The sequence below is a fragment of the Rothia sp. HMSC065B04 genome, assembly GCF_001812285.1.
Classification (GTDB): Bacteria; Actinomycetota; Actinomycetes; order Actinomycetales; family Micrococcaceae; genus Rothia; species Rothia mucilaginosa.
Map to the genome: position 1 here is coordinate 1 of NZ_KV808409.1, position 17,876 is coordinate 17,876.

The 17,876-nt window shown below is 61.7% G+C and carries 13 protein-coding genes; 9 read left to right on the forward strand and 4 right to left on the reverse strand.

From position 1 onward, the window contains the following. The first annotated feature begins 152 nt into the window (after positions 1-152). Together HMPREF2845_RS06645 and HMPREF2845_RS06650 are read left to right on the forward strand one after the other, a co-directional pair. Entirely contained in the window at positions 153-1,154 is a 1,002-nt protein-coding gene (locus HMPREF2845_RS06645; protein WP_005509045.1) for an aldo/keto reductase, read from the forward strand. Positions 1,155-1,379: 225 nt separating this feature from the next. Then, positions 1,380-2,822 (forward strand): sugar porter family MFS transporter, encoded by a 1,443-nt coding sequence (locus HMPREF2845_RS06650; RefSeq protein ID WP_070634245.1) that lies wholly within the window; start codon positions 1,380-1,382, stop codon positions 2,820-2,822. 84 nt (positions 2,823-2,906) lie between these two features. Here the strand turns inward: HMPREF2845_RS06650 and HMPREF2845_RS06655 are convergent, their stop codons facing one another. Next, a complete protein-coding gene (locus HMPREF2845_RS06655; protein ID WP_005509047.1) occupies positions 2,907-3,188 on the reverse strand; it encodes a type II toxin-antitoxin system prevent-host-death family antitoxin in 282 nt (93 codons plus the stop codon). A 175-nt stretch (positions 3,189-3,363) separates the two neighbouring features. Here HMPREF2845_RS06655 and HMPREF2845_RS06660 point away from each other — a divergent pair, with 175 nt between their 5' ends. Both HMPREF2845_RS06660 and HMPREF2845_RS06665 read left to right on the forward strand, forming a co-directional pair. After that, positions 3,364-3,657 (forward strand): type II toxin-antitoxin system RelE family toxin, encoded by a 294-nt coding sequence (locus HMPREF2845_RS06660; RefSeq protein WP_049341179.1) that lies wholly within the window; start codon positions 3,364-3,366, stop codon positions 3,655-3,657. 312 nt (positions 3,658-3,969) lie between these two features. Continuing rightward, positions 3,970-5,181, forward strand: a complete 1,212-nt coding sequence (locus HMPREF2845_RS06665; protein WP_070634246.1) for a cytochrome P450 — start codon at positions 3,970-3,972, stop codon at positions 5,179-5,181. Positions 5,182-5,370: 189 nt separating this feature from the next. Here the strand turns inward: HMPREF2845_RS06665 and HMPREF2845_RS09475 are convergent, their stop codons facing one another. Further along, entirely contained in the window at positions 5,371-6,261 is an 891-nt protein-coding gene (locus HMPREF2845_RS09475; protein ID WP_083308745.1) for a lytic transglycosylase domain-containing protein, read from the reverse strand. Between the two features lie 289 nt (positions 6,262-6,550). Then, positions 6,551-9,445 (reverse strand): multicopper oxidase domain-containing protein, encoded by a 2,895-nt coding sequence (locus tag HMPREF2845_RS06675; protein WP_070634247.1) that lies wholly within the window; start codon positions 9,443-9,445, stop codon positions 6,551-6,553. Between the two features lie 330 nt (positions 9,446-9,775). Here HMPREF2845_RS06675 and HMPREF2845_RS06680 point away from each other — a divergent pair, with 330 nt between their 5' ends. Together HMPREF2845_RS06680 and HMPREF2845_RS06685 are read left to right on the forward strand one after the other, a co-directional pair. Continuing rightward, the gene (locus tag HMPREF2845_RS06680) at positions 9,776-11,164 is read left to right on the forward strand and encodes a glycosyltransferase 87 family protein (RefSeq protein ID WP_070634248.1); all 1,389 of its coding nucleotides are present in this window, start codon (positions 9,776-9,778) and stop codon (positions 11,162-11,164) included. Then, the gene (locus HMPREF2845_RS06685) at positions 11,161-12,753 is read left to right on the forward strand and encodes a glycosyltransferase 87 family protein (RefSeq protein ID WP_246824631.1); all 1,593 of its coding nucleotides are present in this window, start codon (positions 11,161-11,163) and stop codon (positions 12,751-12,753) included. Before HMPREF2845_RS06680 ends, HMPREF2845_RS06685 begins: the two co-directional genes overlap by 4 nt. Before the next feature lie 153 nt (positions 12,754-12,906). Here HMPREF2845_RS06685 and HMPREF2845_RS06690 read toward each other — a convergent pair whose 3' ends face one another. Continuing rightward, positions 12,907-15,099 carry a hypothetical protein gene (locus HMPREF2845_RS06690; protein ID WP_070634249.1) on the reverse strand — a complete coding sequence of 731 codons (2,193 nt, stop codon included), beginning with the start codon at positions 15,097-15,099 and terminating at the stop codon, positions 12,907-12,909. 18 nt (positions 15,100-15,117) lie between these two features. Here HMPREF2845_RS06690 and HMPREF2845_RS09360 point away from each other — a divergent pair, with 18 nt between their 5' ends. The 3 genes from HMPREF2845_RS09360 (at position 15,118) to HMPREF2845_RS06705 (ending at position 17,774) form a co-directional block, all read left to right on the forward strand. Then, positions 15,118-15,345, forward strand: a complete 228-nt coding sequence (locus HMPREF2845_RS09360; RefSeq protein WP_070634250.1) for a hypothetical protein — start codon at positions 15,118-15,120, stop codon at positions 15,343-15,345. Then, positions 15,342-16,322, forward strand: coding sequence for a CPBP family intramembrane glutamic endopeptidase (locus HMPREF2845_RS06700; protein ID WP_070634251.1), 981 nt, complete (start codon positions 15,342-15,344; stop codon positions 16,320-16,322). Before HMPREF2845_RS09360 ends, HMPREF2845_RS06700 begins: the two co-directional genes overlap by 4 nt. A 144-nt stretch (positions 16,323-16,466) precedes the next feature. After that, the gene (locus tag HMPREF2845_RS06705; protein ID WP_070634252.1) at positions 16,467-17,774 is read left to right on the forward strand and encodes a M18 family aminopeptidase; all 1,308 of its coding nucleotides are present in this window, start codon (positions 16,467-16,469) and stop codon (positions 17,772-17,774) included. Positions 17,775-17,876: the final 102 nt, after the last annotated feature.

Sequence of the window (17,876 nt, forward strand, 5' to 3'; positions counted from 1 at the left end):
CTGTGGTGGTGTTGGATGGTGGGTGTGTGGTGGAGCAAGGAACCTACCGGGACCTAACGACCGACCCCACATCACGCTTCAGGAAGCTCTTCGCCTCCCAACTGGAAGGGAAATAACCTCGCAACATACCCGCACAACGTAGAGTTAAAAGCATGGAACGTATTGAATCTCCCGTCTACCGCAGGCTCGGCAACTCCGGCCTCGTCGTACCCAGCGTCGGCATCGGCTGCAATAACCTCGGCCGCCCCGGCACCCCCACCCGCACCCAAGAAGGCACCAACGAAGTCATCGCCGCCGCAGTCGACGCCGGCATCAGTTTCTTCGACATCGCCGACCTCTACGGCGCCGAACCCGGCCTCTCCGAAACCATGTTCGGCACCGCCCTCACCCAGCTCGGCCTCGACCGCGACGAACTGACCATCGTCACCAAATTCGGTCTGCCCGTCGGCGACCTCAACGGCAACGACCGCAACGCCCGCGGATCCCGCCGCTACATTATGCGCGCCGTCGAAGGGTCCCTCCGCCGCCTCGGCACCGACTATATCGACCTGTACTTCTACCACAGCCCCGACCCCAACACCCCCATCGAAGAAACCCTCAGCGCTCTCGACCAGCTCGTACGCGACGGTAAGGTCCGCTACCTGGGCCACTCCAACTTCTCCGGCTGGCAGCTCGCCCACGCCGAACACTGCGCCCGTGAACTCGGCACCGAACGGTTCATCGTCGCTGAAAACCACTACAACCTGCTCGACCGCCGCGCAGAACTCGAAATCCTGCCCGCCGCACGGCACTTCGGCATGGGTGTGCTACCGTACTTCCCGCTCGCTAACGGCCTGCTGACCGGCAAGTACCGCCGAGACAACATTCCCGCCGGTTCGCGTCTGTCCCACTCCAAGAAGAACGTGCTCGACGCCGCCAACTGGGACCAGCTCGAAGCCTTCCACACCTTCTGCACCGAACGCGGCATCACCGAGGTGCAGGCGGCGTTCTCCTGGCTCGCGCAGCAGTCGCCGGTCACCTCCGTCATTGCCGGTGCAACCAGCGCCGAACAGGTGCGCGCCAACGCACAGGCGGCATGCCTGCGCTTCGACGCTGAGGACCTCGCCGCCCTGGACGCCATCTTCCCCGCACCCGAGAAGATCGCGCTGTTCTAAACGGTGCTCCTTCTTAAAGGGGCACTCATGCGGTCGCATATGTTGGCCGTAATATACGCTGAAAAATGTCCGTGGTGAGAAATAAATATCACCCGCCGAACGTTTTCGCTAGGATTAGGTGAGGTGCGTCTAACCTGACGCACCTCACCTTACCTATGTACCCACCCCTGCCGCCTGGAACCAGCTCCGGCAGGACCACCCGCCACCGGCACATCAAAGGACACCATGAGCGCACAGAGCACCGCCTCCACCCTGCCCCCTCTGGGCACCGGGAAGCACAGCCGATACCTCGGCATCATCGCACTCATCGCCACCTTCGGAGGTCTACTCTTCGGCTACGACACCGGAGTGATCAACGGCGCGCTCGAACCCATGAGCCGCGAACTCGGTATGGACTCCACCACTCAAGGCTGGGTCACCGGATCGCTCGCCTTCGCCGCCGCTATCGGCGCACTCGGATGCGGCCGCATCTCTGACCGGTTCGGCCGCCGAACCACCATCATTGGGCTCTCCACCATCTTCTTCATTGGTGCCCTGACCTGCGTGTTTGCACCCAATGTCGCCGTACTCATCACCGGACGCACCCTGCTCGGCCTGGCGGTCGGCGGCGCCTCCGCCGTAGTGCCCGTATTCCTCGCAGAGCTCGCACCCTACGAAATTCGAGGCTCCCTCTCCGGCCGCAATGAGCTCATGGTCGTGGGCGGTCAGCTTGCCGCGTTCATCGTGAACGCCCTCATCGGCAACGTATGGGGCGAGCACGACGGCGTGTGGCGCTGGATGTTCGCCATCTGCCCCCTACCCGCCATCGGCCTGTTCGTCGGTATGCTGCGAGTACCCGAGTCGCCGCGCTGGCTGCTGCGCGTCGGCAAGCGTGAGCAGGCACTGGCGGTTATGAAGCGTATTCGCTCCACCGAACGTGCAGAGGCTGAGATTGCCGACATCGAGCGCACCCTGCAGGCGGAGGCGACCACCCAGAACGATGCGGCGGGTAAGGAAAGCGTGGGCGTGCGTGGCTGGTTCGTGCGCATCCTGCTCGTCGGTATTCTCGTTGGTGCGGGCCAGCAGCTGACCGGCATCAACTCGATCATGTACTACGGCATTAAGGTGCTCAAGGAAGCCGGTTTCAGCGAATCCGCGGCGCTCATTGCGAACATTGCGCCGGGTACGATTGCGGTGCTTGGTTCCATCCTGTCGCTGCGCCTGATGGAGCGTGTGCCGCGCCGCGTCATGGTCATTACCGGCTATAGTTCGACCGCGTTTTTCCACGTGCTGATTGCGGGCGCATCCATGCTGTTGCCCGCCGATAACGCGGCGCGTCCCTGGATTCTGCTGGTGCTCATCGTCTGCTTTGTGGGCGCGATGCAGACCTGCCTGAACGTGTCCACGTGGGTGATTATGAGTGAGCTGTTCCCGCTGCGTGTGCGTGCGGCGGGTATGGGCATTTCGGCGTTTAGCGGCTGGATGATGAACGGTGTGCTGTCGCTGGCGTTCCCCGTGATTCTGGGTGCGGTCGGTCTGACCGGCTCCTTCATCGGCTTTGCCGTGGTGAACGTGATTATTGCGCTACTGATGTTCCGCAACCTGCCGGAGACTCGCGGCGTGAGCCTGGAGCAGGTGGAGCGCGGCGTGATGGACGGCAGTATCTACCCCTCCGCACGCGGGCGCTAAACCCCGGCGGTTTTTAGGCAAGAATGAGGCGGGCGGCCCCTCCCCGGTGGAGGTGCTGCCCGCCTCGCAATATGCGTTGAAAGACTAGTCTGCAGGGTTCTCTGCGAGGAACTCGTCGAGGCCGATGCGGTAGCCGTCATCTTCGGCGCGTGCCTTGCGAAGAGCCTCAATGTCGAGGAGCTCTTCGTACTCTTCCAGCAGCTTCAAATCTTCGTAGGAGATGAGCGCGGCAACAGTCTTTCCGTTGCGGCTGATGAGGGGGCGTTCGCCGGAGAACACGGCTTCGTTGACTTTGGTTCCGAGGTTGTCGCGGAGTTCTTTAAGAGTCGTGACATTGGAACGAGTCCGGTGAGTGGTGACAGTCATGACTGGTTCCTTTCTGGGGTTTGTCCGTTAGCTCCGAGGATAGTTCCTGTGCAGGTTCCATCCAGGGGGCTACTTATATAGTTTATATAGTACTACAATGTAAAGTATGTAAAAAGTGTACACTTTTTCTGCTAAGGTTGAGGTTAAGATTTAAAGCTCTGCCTGAAGGATGCAGATGACTGCAAACCATCTCTCAAACCCCGCGTACCGGGTCGAATTGACGCGCAAAGCAGCGAAAGAACTGAAGAAAATCCAACGAGAAGACCGGGCAGTCTTCGAGAAAATTATCGCCTGCCTCCGGTCCCTTGGCGATGACCCCTATATGGCGGGAGTCAAGAAGCTACAGGGCGAAGAAGGGTACAGGGCGCGAGTAGGAAATTACCGCATCCTGTACACCATTGATAACGGTGCGGTTGTTGTTGAGGTCTTCCGAGTTGGTCATCGGCGAGAAGTCTACCGCGGCCTGTAGTGTGAATACGGCGTGCTTCGCGCGCAAGCACTAGACCCGACGGTTTTAGGTATGAATGAGGCGGGCGGCCCCTCCCCGGTGGAGGTGCCGCCCGCCTCGTGCGTCTCGTGACCCGCCGCCCCTCGCCCCACCGCACTGTTCGTTGAAGGAGAAGCAAGGAACCCCTACCCTGCGCCACCAACCCATAAATGATACGGTCAAAGAAGAACTAATGGATTCACGTGCTGAAATGCACGCCCGACCCTGCCCACACGCATCGCCCGGACGCCCGCATCCAGCACGCCACAACTCTATAACGAACACGGGTGAACAATGACTGAGAACGTACACAACGACTGGGACCTCCGAAGCGAAGAGGTCCAGAAGAACCAGGTAGCTGCCTACGACGCAATGCGCCGCCGTTGCCCCGTCGCCCACGACGAATTCATGGGCTACTCTGTCTTCAAAAACGCCGACGTACAGCACGTACTCGACCACCCCGAAATCTACTCCAACGTCGTCTCCACCCGCCACATCGCCGTCCCCAACGGCATGGACGCACCCGAACACACCACCTTCCGCGCGGTCAACGACAAGTACTTCACCCCCGAACGCCTCGAAAAGTTCACACCCGTCATCCGCGACGCCGTGAAGACCCTCATCGCGGACCTTCCCCGCGGCGAAGAAGTAGACGTCATGCAGGGCTTCGGACAGGCCTACGCAATGCGCGTACAGAACGCCTTCATGGGCTGGCCCGCATGCCTCGAACAGCCCCTCACCGAGTGGATCGAGAAGAACCGCGTCGCCACCCTGCGCCGTGACCGCGCAGAAATCGCCAAGGTTGCCCTCGAATTCGACGGCTACATCCGCCAGCTGCTCGATGAACGCCGCGAGGACGCCGCAGCCGGCAACCCCAAGGACGTCACCGCCGAACTGCTCACCGACACCGTGCAGCTGCCCGGCGAAGAACCCCGCACCATGACCGACGAAGAAATCGTCAGCCTCATCCGCAACTGGACCGTGGGCGAGCTGTCCACCGTCTCCGCAACCGTAGGCGTATTCGTCAACTTCCTGGCACGCAACCGCGCCGAGCAGGACCGCCTGCGCGCATCCCTCGCCGACGGCAACGCACTCGACGACCGCAGCGAAATCGCCCTCGCCGTCGAAGAAATCATGCGACTCGAAGACACCCTCGTCACCAACCGCCGCATCACCACTCAGGACACCGAACTCGGCGGCCGCACCCTGCCCGCCGGCTCCCGCGTGACCATCAACTGGGCAAGCGCCAACCGCGACGAGGACGCCTTCGAAGACGCCCTCACCTACAACCCGCACCGCGACCAGTCCCGCAACCTCGTGTACGGCGACGGCATCCACGTCTGCCCCGGCGCGCCCCTGGCACGCCTGGAACTGCGCATCCTGCTCGAGGAGCTGCTGCGCGGCACCGAGTCCATTGAGATCGCGGACGAGAGCGAGAAGCCCGCAACCGTAAACGCCGTGTACCCGGTCTCCGGCTACTCGGTCGTGCGCGCCATCTTCAACTAGGCACGCTCCAGCTCTAAAAAGTGCGAGGCGCCGAACCCCGAGAATAGGGGTCGGCGCCTCGCGCTGTTAAGAGTAAATATAAGAGTGAATAGTAGGGTAGTGGCGGCCGGTATCAGCCGCTCACTATAGATAAAGCGGAATATTCCCAGACGGCTATATAGCCTAGTGGAATACTCAATAAAGCTGAATCTAGCGGTCGGAACTCGTTGCCGAAGGCTTCACCGAAGAACCCGCAGAACCGCTCGCAGACGCACGAGTCGAAGCACTCGCAGAAGCAGAAGCCTCCGCCGCAGCTGATGCCGACTCCTCCGGGGACAGAGCCGTACCATCCGCATGAACACCAGCCATCGCCGGAGTCACACCATTAACGAAGCTCAACTTCGCCTGCTTGAACTGGTACTCGGGAGAGCAGGTCAGCTTATACTTCGAATTCGCCAGCTCGCGAATCGACTTCACATAATTCTGAGTCTCCTCATACGGGGGAACACCGCCGTACTTCTCCACAGAACCCGGACCCGCGTTATAACCGGCGAGAACCACATCCTGTAGCTCATCCTCATTGGAGGCGTACTTCGCCAAACGAGTACGCAACTCAGCCAAGTAGCGTGCCTGCGCCGCAATCGCATCGTGCGGGTTCAGAACATTACCGCCATTGCCGAAGCTGTAGTGGCCGCCGCTCCACGCATCATCAGTGAACTGTGCAATACCCTTAGCGCCCTGGTGGGACTCAACGCCCACACGCCAGTGGCTCTCGGTCTCAATCTGCGCCGCCAGCACGCCGGGACGGAAACCAGACACCTTAGAGCCCTCCTCAAAATCGGATCGGAGAGCCGCCGGAGCATACGAAAGCTCCGTCATGCCGCAGTAATCGTCGTAGGTGGCTGCCAAGCCGGCAACACCGCCACCCAGAAGGACCGCAGAGGCAATAATCTGCCAATGCGCAAGAACCCCGGCGAGAAAGCGAAGCGGGAAAGCTTTACGCTGCCGAGGAGAAATTTGTTGATCCGCCGGAACGGAAATGTGGTTGGAGGCGCTCGTAGCGTTACGCTCGGAAGAGGCGCTCGAAGTGCTATCTGCCATTCCTATAGACTAGCGCACCATGCCCGCTCCTGGCTAAGAAAAGTTCGCCCATGAGGCTAAAAGCATAGTTCGCCGATGTGCGTGCAGGCTCCTGCCGGGGCGTGTGCAGGGGCTCTGGGCTGGCTCTGTATCGGCTCTGTAGGAGCCTGTGCGGGGCAGAAAGGCGGCACAGCAAGACAGCGCAGAAAGACCCCGCCCGGCGCATCCATTCACAGGATGCACCGGGCGGGGTCTACCTCTCACGGGGCGCTAGAAGCGCCTAGCGTGAGGGTTTAGCGGGTAGCCACTACTAGCGATCAGTGACCACGATCTTGCCGGCGGCACCGCGCTCCATCTCCGAGAAGGAGTGATTCACGAACACGTAGGTGCCAGACTCCAAGAACTGCATCTCCACGAAGCCGCCCTGAGCGGGCGCCAAATCGAGTGCCTGGCTGTGGCCGTCACGGCTGCCGAACGCATCCGCACCGCGGCGCATCAGGTAGCCGCCCTCCTTGTAGACGGTGTCGAATTGCGAACCGACCACGTGGAAGCTCGTGCCATGGTTCGGGCCAGCCGCCATCACCCAAACACGGATACGCTCGCCCTTCTTCACATGCAGAGGCTTCGCCTTGTACTGGGTTGCGTGGCCGTTGAACATGGTCAGCGTGGGGGTGCCCGCCGCGATCAGCTCCGGCGAGTTCTCCGCCAGCTTGTTGCCGTCGGAGGCGGTCTTGCCGGTGTCGTGCAGGTACGCCTCGCCCTGAACCATCACGTACTCGTGATCGACCGGGTCGAGGTCTGCCGGGTCAATGATGACCGCGCCGTACATGCCCTGAGTCATGTGCAGGCTCAGCGGGGCGGTACCGCAGTGGTACAGCCAGATGCCGGCGGCCTTCGCCTCGAAACGGTAGACGAGACGCTCACCGGGGGCGATGGTCTTCATCGTGTTATCGGGGGACACCATGCCCGCGTGGAAGTCCAGCGAGTGGCCCATCGTGCCGTTATTGATGAGTGTAATTTCAAAAATGTCGCCGACCTTGCCGCGCAGAATCGGTGCCATGTTCTGCCCGTTGAACGTCCACATGTGGACGGTTACGCCGGGTGCGACCTCGCGGTCGACCTCCTGCACGTCCAGGGTGACCTTGCGGACGGTCTTGCCGTTCACCTTCTCGGCGGTGTTTGGTGCCGGGATGTTCGGGTCGCGGTACTTGTAGCCGCTGCCGGGCGCTGCGGACATGTCAATCCTGCTGTTCGCAACGGTCATGAGGGTCGGGGTGCTACCCGACGCCGCGTGGTTGTGGGTGCCCGCAGAACCGTGGTTGTGGCCGCCCTGCGCCACCTGGTTTGCGGAGGCGCCGGTCGCCTTCACCTTAAACACCATGCCCAGGGAGCGGTGGCCCGCTACGGAGCAGTAGGCTTCCTGGTCGGCGCTGATGATGCCGGCGTCGACGGTTTTCGTTTCGCCGGGGTTGATGGTGCCGGTGGTTGCGCCGTTGTCGAAGGTCAGGTCGTGGGTCATGCTCTGGTCGTCGTTGGTGACCTCGACGACCAGGCGGTTACCTGCGGGGACCTCCACCTCGGCGGGGGTGAAGCGGTAGTTGCTGGTTGCCTTCACCTGCACGGTGGTGGTCTGACCGGTTGCAGCCACGGAACCTGCCGAGGAGAACGACGGCAGGTTCAGCGCGGACGGGTTCACGGCGAAGCCCAGCAGGAACGCCATGGCAACCGCCAACGCCGCCTGGAAGCTCTGCTTGGCATGCGGGACGGGCTCCGGGGTGAGCGCCTCCTGGTTGAAGACGGGCTTCTCGCCGCGGGCGCGTGCTGCCATCATTTCCTTGCGGGTATTCACGGACGCCTTCACGCCGCGCACCATCAGCGGAATGAACGCCATGAGCGCCAACGCACCCACGATAGCGACGGCAATCTTAATGGACTGGCCCACCATGGAGCTGGGCATCATGAAGATGAGCAGCGCCAGGTTCACGGCGGTCACGCGGGCAGCAGCAAAACGGCTGAACTCCTTGTTGGAGGCGCGAACCACCGCAGGGCCACCGCCCATACGCTGGGGGAGCAGGTAGCTCATCGCGCCGAGCAGCAGCTGCAGCAGGAAGCCGACCACAAAGATGGGGGTCACGGCGCGCATGTCCAGCTGCGCGAAGGGGACGGTCGCCACCAGGTAGGCGGTCGCTGCTACACCAACAATCAGCCAGAGGAAGCCCATACCCACGCTCATGGGCGGGTACTCGTTCGGGCGCTTGGTGCGCAGGGTACGCACCATCACCCAGGCGACAATCAGCAGGGCAACCAGGTAGACGACCAGGCCGGCTGCGGCGAGCGGACGCATCCCTAAAATCGCGCCGACAACGGTCAACGCTAAGCCACCGCACATCAGGTACAGGGCGCGCAGACTGTGGGTGAGCGCCTTATCCACCATCTTGGTGCGCAGCATGGTCGGCCAGAACGTCACCAGCGTACCCACCGCGGTAATGCCGACAAAGCCAAGCACGTTCACGACCTCATGGGCAAGCAAGAACTGCGAATGCAGGGTGCCGGACAGGTTCGGGTAGGCAATCATGCCGCCAAACGCCGCACCGAGGGGCAGCAACAGCGCCGCAACAATGTAGAAGAGAATGGTCACACCGAACCGCGACGGCAGAGCCTGACGCACCTGCTTCAGCAGGTAGATGCCGTGCCAGGCGACCATCGACCCGACAATGAGGGCGCCCACCACCGTGGCGGCGTAGAGGCCGGGCACGCTCAGCTGACCGACCATGCCGATCATGAGCACGAGAATACCGGCGTTCAGAATGAAGATTCGGCGCACCTGGGTTCCGCGGTGCTCGTCAGGAATCTTGATTTTCATGAGCGCTTCGGTGAAGTGCTGCGACCAAATCAGAATCGAGTTCGTAATCAGGCCGAGGGTGACAATGTGCACCATCAGCCAGCCGCTATTCGGGATAAACCTGTGCAGCAGAAGTACGCCGACAAGGGTAAACATCCAGTGGGAGACGGGCTTGGATGCGCGACGATGCCACGTACCGCGACCGGATGCGCGGCGTGCAATCTCTTCGGGGGTGAGGTTTGCGCCGGGCACATCAGCCGGGCGCGCGCCAATGCTCAGGCCGGAGGAGCCGCCTCCGGAGACGCTTGCGGGCTTGCCGCTCGTGTTCTCACCTTCGGGTGGGGTGCCGAGATGTTCACTCACGTGATCACTGCTTTCACTGCTGGTTGTTCGTGGACGTCGGTGTGCGGGTCGGCACCGCTTGCCCCTGCGTTGGGGCGGGTGCCAATAAGCCCATTATATTGCCCGGATAGTACCAATTTTGAAGACATGACGTGCATATGAAGGCGGCTCATATCGTGATAGTTGTGCTTGCGTGCTCAAGTGATTCTTCCCCTGCGAATCTCCCCCTGTGAACCTGCTCCCCAATGCACCTTTCACAGGTGCGCGCGATAAACTATTAGGATTCCAAAATCAGATGCCCGCCCACCCTACGCGCGCATCCGCCGGCACCAAGGTAAGGACAAGCACCTCGTGACAAGGACTGACTCCACCACCCCCATCTGGGGAAAAATCGCTATTGTGGCACTCATCCTCATTGTTGGCGGTGGATACGTCATCAAAATGCTCACCAACCCCTTCTCCGGTATGGACTTTTCCATCTACCGTCTGGGCGCAATGACCATTTTCGATAACGAGGGCTTTACCCAGGACCTATACTCCCCGACCCTGAACGATCACGGCGTCATCAAGCCGCCGTTCACGTACCCGCCGTTCGCGGCGATGCTGTTCTTGCCCTTCGCGTTTATGCCCCTGGAAGTCGGCATGGTCATTATGGTGGTCGGTTCGGCTGTGGTGGCGTGGTGGATTTCCACGATCATTTACAACTACGTGAATGCGCGCGGCCGCGAACTGCCCCTGCAGCAGTACTTTGGTCGTGCCGGCACGATTGCGATGCTGACCATTCTGGTGGTGGCGGCGGGCCCGTGGCAGCGCACCCTGGACCTGATTCAGATTAACCCGTTCATTACGGCGCTGATTCTTGCCGATTTTGTGCGTCCGGCGACCCGCGTGCCGCGCGGCGTGCTGATTGGTATTGCGGGCGGCGTGAAGCTGACCCCGCTCGTGTTTGGTCTGATTCTGCTGGTCCGTCGCGACTGGAAGGGCATTGCGACCCTGGGCGCGACGTTCTTCGGCACCATTGCGCTGGGTTTCATTCTGATGCCTAAGGACGCGCCGGAGTTCTGGTTCTCCGCGCTGACGAACCCCTCCCGTGTGGGTGGCCTGAACTTTGTGGATAACGTCTCGATTCAGGGTTGGCTGCTACACTTCGGTCTTTCTGAGAGCGCCGCGAAGCCCGTCTACTACGCCCTGGCGCTGGTCACGATTGTGCTGACCGCCGCGCTGCTGTACCAGCTGGAACGCCGCGGTGCCGCGCTGGCGCAGGTGGCGGTGACCGCCTCCTTGATGGTGGCGCTGTCGCCGATTAGCTGGTCGCACCACAACGTGCTGCTGCCCCTGCTGGCTGCCGTGTTCATCCTGGATGCGTTCCCCACCTATTTTGCGGTTCAGCCGGCGTGGCTGCGGGTGACGGCGACCGTGTTCGCGGTGGTTGCGGTGTTGGGCCTGTACCTGTCGCCGATTAGGATTGCGTCCTGGTTCCACGGTAGCGCTGATGGTTTGGAACAGCTGGCTCCGGGCGCGTTGGCGGTTTCGGCTATTCCCGCGTTCTGCCTGTGGGCGACGATGACGCTCTGGTCTGTTGCCGCTCTGAGCGCGCCGGTGCGTGGTGCGAAGGTTGAGCCCGTGCAGTACGGTTCCGTGCGTAGCGATGCGCCTCTGGGCTGGTGGGGCGCTCGCGCCCTGGTGTCCGAGAGCGCCCAGTCTGTGCGTGCCGCTGCTTCCCGTGAGGCAACCGCGTGAGCCGCGACAAGGAGCTAGAAAAGACCCCTGTGAATACTGATAAGAACACCGCGAAGAGCGTAGTGAAGACCGCGGAGAATACCGAGGCGGTAGCACCTATAATCCCGTGGGCTTCGGCTTCTGTTGCTGAATCCGCGCCGGCTGTTGAGAGCGCTGAGCCCGTTGAGGAGCCCGCCGCAGAGGCAGCCGCAGCTCCGGCAACCACCGCGGAAAAAGCGGCAAAGGAAGAAGCCGTCAAGGAACCCATCACAGAGCCCGCAAAGCCTGCGCGTCCCTGCTTCTTTGACCGCATCCCCGGCATGCGTAGCGGCGATCTCTGGGCGCACCTGCTGTTCATCCTGGTTGCCCTCTACGCCTTCGACTACGTGACGCACGCGGCGGCTGACGATATTTACGTGTACCGCCTGGGCGCTGTCTCCCTCGCGGACGGCCCGGACGGCTACCAGCTGTACACTTTCCGCACGCGCGGCCTGCCGTTCACCTACCCGCCGTTTGCGGCGCTGCTCTTCTACCCGCTCGCGTTCCTCACCGAGCCGCAGAGCATGCTGCTGATTACCGCCATTATTTGTGCGCTCAGCTACTGGTGCGCGTACCTACTGTACTCCTACGCCCGTAGCCGCTCGTGGCGTCTGCCGTTGCAGAAGCACCTGGGTCATTGGGGCATGGTGTCGCTGATTGCGGCGCTGATTTGGATGTGCGGCCCGTGGCGTTTGACCACGCATTTTGGGCAGATTAACGCCATCATTCTGATGCTGATTCTCGCCGATTTTATGCGCCCGGCAACCCGCGTTCCGCGCGGTGTGCTGCTGGGTATTGCGGCGGGTATTAAGCTGACCCCGCTCGCGTTCGGTCTGCTGCTGCTCATGCGTAAGGACTGGAAGGGCATCGCGACCCTGGGTGCTAGCTTCGCCGCGACCGTGGGTATCGGCTTCCTGGTGATCCGTGAGGAGTCGCTGACGTTCTGGTTCCATGCGGTGCATGACACTTCGCGTGTGGGCTGGTTCAGCTACTTCGATAACGTGTCGATTATGGGTACGCTGACCCACGCGGGCCTGCAGCATCACCTGACGGCTACCGCCCTGTCGGTGGTGCAGGTGGCGTTGACTCTGCTGATTGTGCTGGTCACGGCGGTTCTGTTGGTTCCGCTGATTCGTGCCCGCGCACTCATGGCGCAGCTGGCGCTGACCGCGTTCATGATGCTACAGATTTCGCCGATTAGCTGGTCGCACCACAACACCTGGTACCCGCTGATGCTCGCCGCCGTGGTTATGGAGATCTTCCCGCTCATGTACCAGCGGGTCAGCTCCTTTGTTTTCACACTGGCTGTTGTTTTGGCGACCGCGGCGCTGGTGGGCATGTACATTTCGCCGTTCTGGATTGTGCTGGCGTTCTCCCCGCACTTCAGCTCGGATCAGATTCTGATGGTGCCCGAAGGCTCCCTGGGCCTGATGGCGGGCACCATGCCGTACCAGCTGATGTACCTGTTTATTCTGGTGACGTTCTTTGTGTACCTGGCGAATCGTCAGCTGGTGGAAAATGCGGCACGCGCCGCGGGCGCCGAACTGGCGGAGGCGAAGTACTCCCGCTAAAGAAACCGCCCGCTCACGGTTGCTGCCTGCTCACGGCGGCGGGCGCATCCAGCAGGTGCACAGCTTTCACCGGGTATAAAAGTATCCCCCGCACCCATCACGGATGCGGGGGATACTTTTATACCCAGCCTACTGACCTAGTCAGTCACGCTGTTAGTTAGTGCCGATGCTCCAAGTAATGTTGGAGTCGGTACGAACCTGCATGTAGCTCTTGTTGCTCTGAACCCACTGCATGCTGCTCTTCACGGTCGGAATGGTCGAGGAGAAGAACGGGTCGTTCTTGGTCGCGTTCAGAACGGTGAAGCCGCGGGTGGTCGGGCCGCTGGTCTGGAACTCCATGGTTGCCTCGGTGCCTTCGTAGGTGAAAGCGTAGAAGTTCATGGTGCTCTGGAACTTCTCACCCTTCTTGTAGTGGGGTGCGGAGTCTGCGTCGTAGACGCGGATGGTCCACTCGCCCTTACCGGTCAGCTCCAGCTTGCGGGTGGGGGTGGAGTGGCCGCTCGCGTCAATCCACGCGGTGCCCTTGAGCTCCTTGCCGTCGCGGGTGGAGTCGATAACGCTCACACCCGAGGCGATGTTGCCCTTATCGTCACGGCTGGTGATGAAGGCGTTGACCACACCGTCTGCGGGCTTGAACTCGTAGTAGAGCAGGCCTGCGGACACATCGCCCTTGATCTTCTCAATGTCGATGGTGTCCTTGTTGTCGGCGACGGTCTTCTTGTATTCCTTGAACTCACCCTCGGGCATCTTCGCTTCAGCAGCAGCGATGGGTGCTGCGGAAGAAGCGGAAGTACCTGCTGCCGCGCTCTCAGATGCGGGCGCTGCGGAAGAAGCCTCAGAGGATGCCGCCACGGAGGACGCCTCAGCGGAAGTAGCCGCCGCGCTCGATGCTGCCGCAGAATCGGAGGTGGGGTTCGAGCCGCCACGCGGAATCAGCATGACAATCGCCAGGATGATAACAATCAGCAGAGCCAGCGCACCACCGATAACACCCCAAATCTTGGTGCCGGAGAACAGACCCTTCTTCTCGGAGTCGTCCTCGCCCTGACCTGCGGGCTCGGTGACGTAGGGGTTGCTCAGTGCCACGGTTGCCTGGTCCTGATCGGACACCTGACCTGCGTAGGGCTGCTGAGCGTTGTACGGCTGACCCTGGTAGGGGTTGTTCTGGTACTGACCGCCCTGCACGTTCTGGCCGTCCTGGAAGCCCTGACCCTGGAAACCCTGGCCCTGGTACTGGCCACCCTGGAAGTTCTGGCCCTGGAAGCCCTCACCCTGGAAACCTTCAGCCTGGTTCGGCTGGAAGCCGTTCGGTGCCTGACCTGCCGGGATGAACTGTGCGTTCTGGCCGGGCTGCATGTTCTGACCGGGCTGTTCCGAGAGGTTCACGGTACGCTCGGACAGGTTGACGGTGCGCTCGGTCTCGGGGGTGTGGAACTCAACGAGCGGGGAGTTCTCGATGGTGTGGGGAGCCTCTTCGGTGGAGGCGGGAGCCGCAGCAACAGGTGCCTCAGCCGCGGGAGCCGCAGCAACCGGCTCGACTGCCGGCTCAGCGGCAGCGGGTGCCTCGGGGGCAACCTCGGCGACCGGCTCAACAACGGGCTCTGCAACAGGCTCGGAAACGACCGGCTCGGATGCAACGGGCTCAGAGAGCACGGGCTCAGCAACCGGCGCCTCAACAACGTGCGCCTCAACGGGCTGCTCGGAAGCAGCCTGCTCAGCAACGGGAGCCTCAACAGCGGGCTCTTCAGCCACAGCCTCTTCAGCAGAAGCCTGCGGGGTCAGAACCTGCTCGGGCAGAGCGGTACCGGTCAGCGGAACCTGAGTCAGGTGACGCATCGGCTTGGGCTCAGACTCCTCAGCGGACTCCTGAACGGACTCAACTGCGGGTGCCTCTACCTGCGGTGCTTCAACGTGGGATGCCTCAGCCTGGGGTGCGGGAGCCTCCGGAACCTCAACGATCTGCTCACCTTCGAGCTCAGCGGCGAGCTGCTCCAGGTCAACGTCCTCCACGGTCAGCGGTGCCGCGACCTCGGCGGGCTGCTCAGCCTCAACAGCGGACTCAGCCGCGGGTGCCTCAACAACGTGCGCCTCAGCGGACTGCTCGGAAACAACCGGCTCAGCGACTACGGGCTCAGCGGCAACTGCCTCAGCAGCGGGCTCCTCGGGAACCAGCGGCTCAATAGTAGCCTCTTCAACCTGAATGGGTTCGGGCTCGGGCTCTTCGACCCACAGCTGCCAACCTTCAGGAACGGGACCCCACGCGGGGTCGGGGCGCCACGTAGGAGTGGGGGCCCATCCGGCAGGAGGAGCGGGCCAGTTGGGCGGCGGATTGAAGACGAGTGCCATAAGAAAGTAGCCTTTCTGGTGCTGAAAAAACACCCCGGAAGAGCGGTCATCAGCGACTATGTATATGAGCGTATTATCGCTTCAAATTATGGCATAGGTTCAGAAAATGAACCCCGTGAATGGTGGGTTTTCAGCCTTATTCACGGCTTTTTCAATGGTTTTGGAACATTCCGTATCAATCAGTACTTGAAGGTTGCCGCATGCCCGGTCACCATCGACCCCGCGGAGGCTAGGATTAAAGAATGAACACGACACCGCCTCCCGCACCCCCGCAGGTAGCCGCCGGAACCCCCGCTGCTCCTGCGCCTGTTGCAGGTCTTGCCTACCACCGCCTCTCCCACGCCGACCCGAAATCCCGCTGGTTCTCACCCCTGCTGGAAGGTCTGCTCGGCGTCACCGTATTTATTGGCCTCAACCTAATCATTTCAGTTGCCCTGGCTGTGGCGATTATGGGTTCGGGACTTTCCCTCCAGGATGTAGCTACGAACCGCTCCGTCATTATGGAACACCCGGCGCTGTTCGCCCTGACCTTCCTCTCCCTCATTGCCATTGTGCCTTCGCTCTTTCTGGCGCGCCTGGTCGTGGGTCCGAAGCCCTGGGGTCTGATCCATTCGGTGGCGGGCCGTCTGCGCCGCTCGCTATTGCTTCCGTACCTGGGTTTGAGCTTCGCTGTCTACGGCATCTACTACGCCGTGATGCTGGCGTTGAGCGGTGAGAGCCTGCCCGAATACCGCTATTTTCAACCTCCACAGGTTGAATTTTGGGTTTATGTGGCGATGATGCTGCTCCTGGTGCCCGTGCAGTGCTACGCCGAAGAGCTCGCCTACCGCGGCTTCATGATGCAGATGCTGGGCCGCTGGCTCCGCACCCCCTGGCTGCCGATTGTGCTGCCCGCCGTGCTGTTCATGCTCTCCCACGCCTACGATCCCTGGGGTCAGAGCACGATTCTCGCGATGGGTATTTACGCGGGTTTCCTCTGCTGGTACACCGGCGGTCTGGAAGCCTCCATCAGCCTGCACGTGGCAAATAACGTGATCCTGATGCTGCTGTCCATGGTGGCTGGTCTGGATCCGTTCGCCTCCGAGGGCGTGACCCCCGTGGATGCGCTGCAGGGCATCGCCCTGGAAGGCGTGTACGTGGTGCTCGCCTGTCTGATCTTCAACGCACGCGCTCGCCGCGGCGAGGTTTCACGTGAAACACAACCGCTCAAGGTTGATAAATAGGTTATTTGGCGGGTTGCTCTAGCCCAGCTAACCCAGCCCGCCCGCCCCGCTCTATGCGAGCCTCACCTGGGCTCATACTCCACGCCGCGTGGATTATCGGCCCCGGTCACCCCGTCAACACCCAAGAAAAGGTAGGGTTAAACCATGACTGTTGATGCTGTAAAAAATATTGAAGACCTCGCCGCATTCGTGGCGGAGTCGCCGGTCTCTTACCTCGCCGCGCGCACGGTAGCGCGCCGCCTGCAAGCAGCAGGCTTCACCGAGCTTGTAGAGACCGAAGCATGGGACCCACAGATCGCAACCGGCCGCCACTTCGTCGTCCGTGACGGCGCGATTATCGCCTGGGCTGGCGGCGCGAAGGCGCAGAAGGCAAGCGGCTACCGCGTGCTGGGTGCGCACACCGACTCGCCCTCCCTGAAGATCAAGCCCTCCTCCTCCATCACCACGAAGGGCTGGCACCAGATTGCCGTCGAGAACTACGGCGGCGCACTGCTGAACTCCTTCCTGGACCGCGAGCTGTGCGTGGCGGGTCGCCTCACCGTCCTTGAGGGCGGGGAGCTGAAGGACCGCCTGGTGCGCACCGGTCCGATTGCGCGCATCCCGCAGCTGGCGCCGCACCTGGACCACAAGCGCAACGAACTGGTACTGGACAAGCAGTTCAACATGTACCCCGTGTGGGGCGTGGACCCGGCGGAGAACGACGTGCTCGGCTACATGGCGAAGCACGTGATTGACGGCGAGCCGGTCGACCCGCAGAACATCGTGGGTTACGACCTGTTGTTCGCTGATTCGCAGCCGCCACGCCGTTTTGGTGCGGATCAGGAGCTGTTCGCTTCCGGCCGCTTGGATAACCTGTCTTCGGTGCATGCGGGTTTGACCGCCCTGGAGCGTTACGTTGCCGATAATGCGGATGAGCACGCTACCGAGACTGTGATGCTTGCGGCGTTTGACCATGAGGAGCTTGGTTCGGAGTCGCGTAGTGGTGCGGCTGGCCCGTTCCTGGAGGATATTTTGGTGCGCCTGTCCGCTGCGCGCGGTGAGAGCACGGAGGAGTACCGCCGTTCGGTGGCGGCGTCGTTCTGCCTGTCGGCTGATGCCGGTCACCTGGTGCACCCGAACTATCAGGGTCACCACGACCCGACCGTTCAGCCACTGCCCGGTGGTGGTCCGTTGCTGAAGATTAACGCGAACCAGCGTTATGCGACGGATTCGGTGGGTGCTGGCGTGTTTGCTGCGGCGTGTGCGAAGGCTGGTGTGCCGTATCAGGAGTTCGTGTCGAATAACAATATGCCGTGTGGTTCGACGATTGGCCCGATTACGGCGACTCGCCTGGGTATGCGCACCGTGGATGTGGGTATTGGTTTGCTGTCGATGCATTCGATGCGCGAGATGTGCCATGTGGACGATATGGCGTACATGACCCGCGCGGTGGAGGGCTTCTTCCGCCTCTAAATTGAACCCCGCTGAGGTATGAACAGTGGGGGTGTGGGCGCCGGGAACGTAAGGTTCCCGGCGCCCTTATTTTTTAAAAATTTTTCGGGGGGGGGGGGGGGG

Coding starts and splice junctions, on each gene's coding strand:
- HMPREF2845_RS06645 (WP_005509045.1), top strand. CDS start 153: ATGGAACGTATTGAATCTCCCGTCTACCGCAGGCTCGGCAACTCCGGC.
- HMPREF2845_RS06650 (WP_070634245.1), top strand. CDS start 1,380: ATGAGCGCACAGAGCACCGCCTCCACCCTGCCCCCTCTGGGCACCGGG.
- HMPREF2845_RS06655 (WP_005509047.1), bottom strand. CDS start 3,188: ATGACTGTCACCACTCACCGGACTCGTTCCAATGTCACGACTCTTAAA.
- HMPREF2845_RS06660 (WP_049341179.1), top strand. CDS start 3,364: ATGACTGCAAACCATCTCTCAAACCCCGCGTACCGGGTCGAATTGACG.
- HMPREF2845_RS06665 (WP_070634246.1), top strand. CDS start 3,970: ATGACTGAGAACGTACACAACGACTGGGACCTCCGAAGCGAAGAGGTC.
- HMPREF2845_RS09475 (WP_083308745.1), bottom strand. CDS start 6,261: ATGGCAGATAGCACTTCGAGCGCCTCTTCCGAGCGTAACGCTACGAGC.
- HMPREF2845_RS06690 (WP_070634249.1), bottom strand. CDS start 15,099: ATGGCACTCGTCTTCAATCCGCCGCCCAACTGGCCCGCTCCTCCTGCC.
- HMPREF2845_RS06700 (WP_070634251.1), top strand. CDS start 15,342: ATGAACACGACACCGCCTCCCGCACCCCCGCAGGTAGCCGCCGGAACC.
- HMPREF2845_RS06705 (WP_070634252.1), top strand. CDS start 16,467: ATGACTGTTGATGCTGTAAAAAATATTGAAGACCTCGCCGCATTCGTG.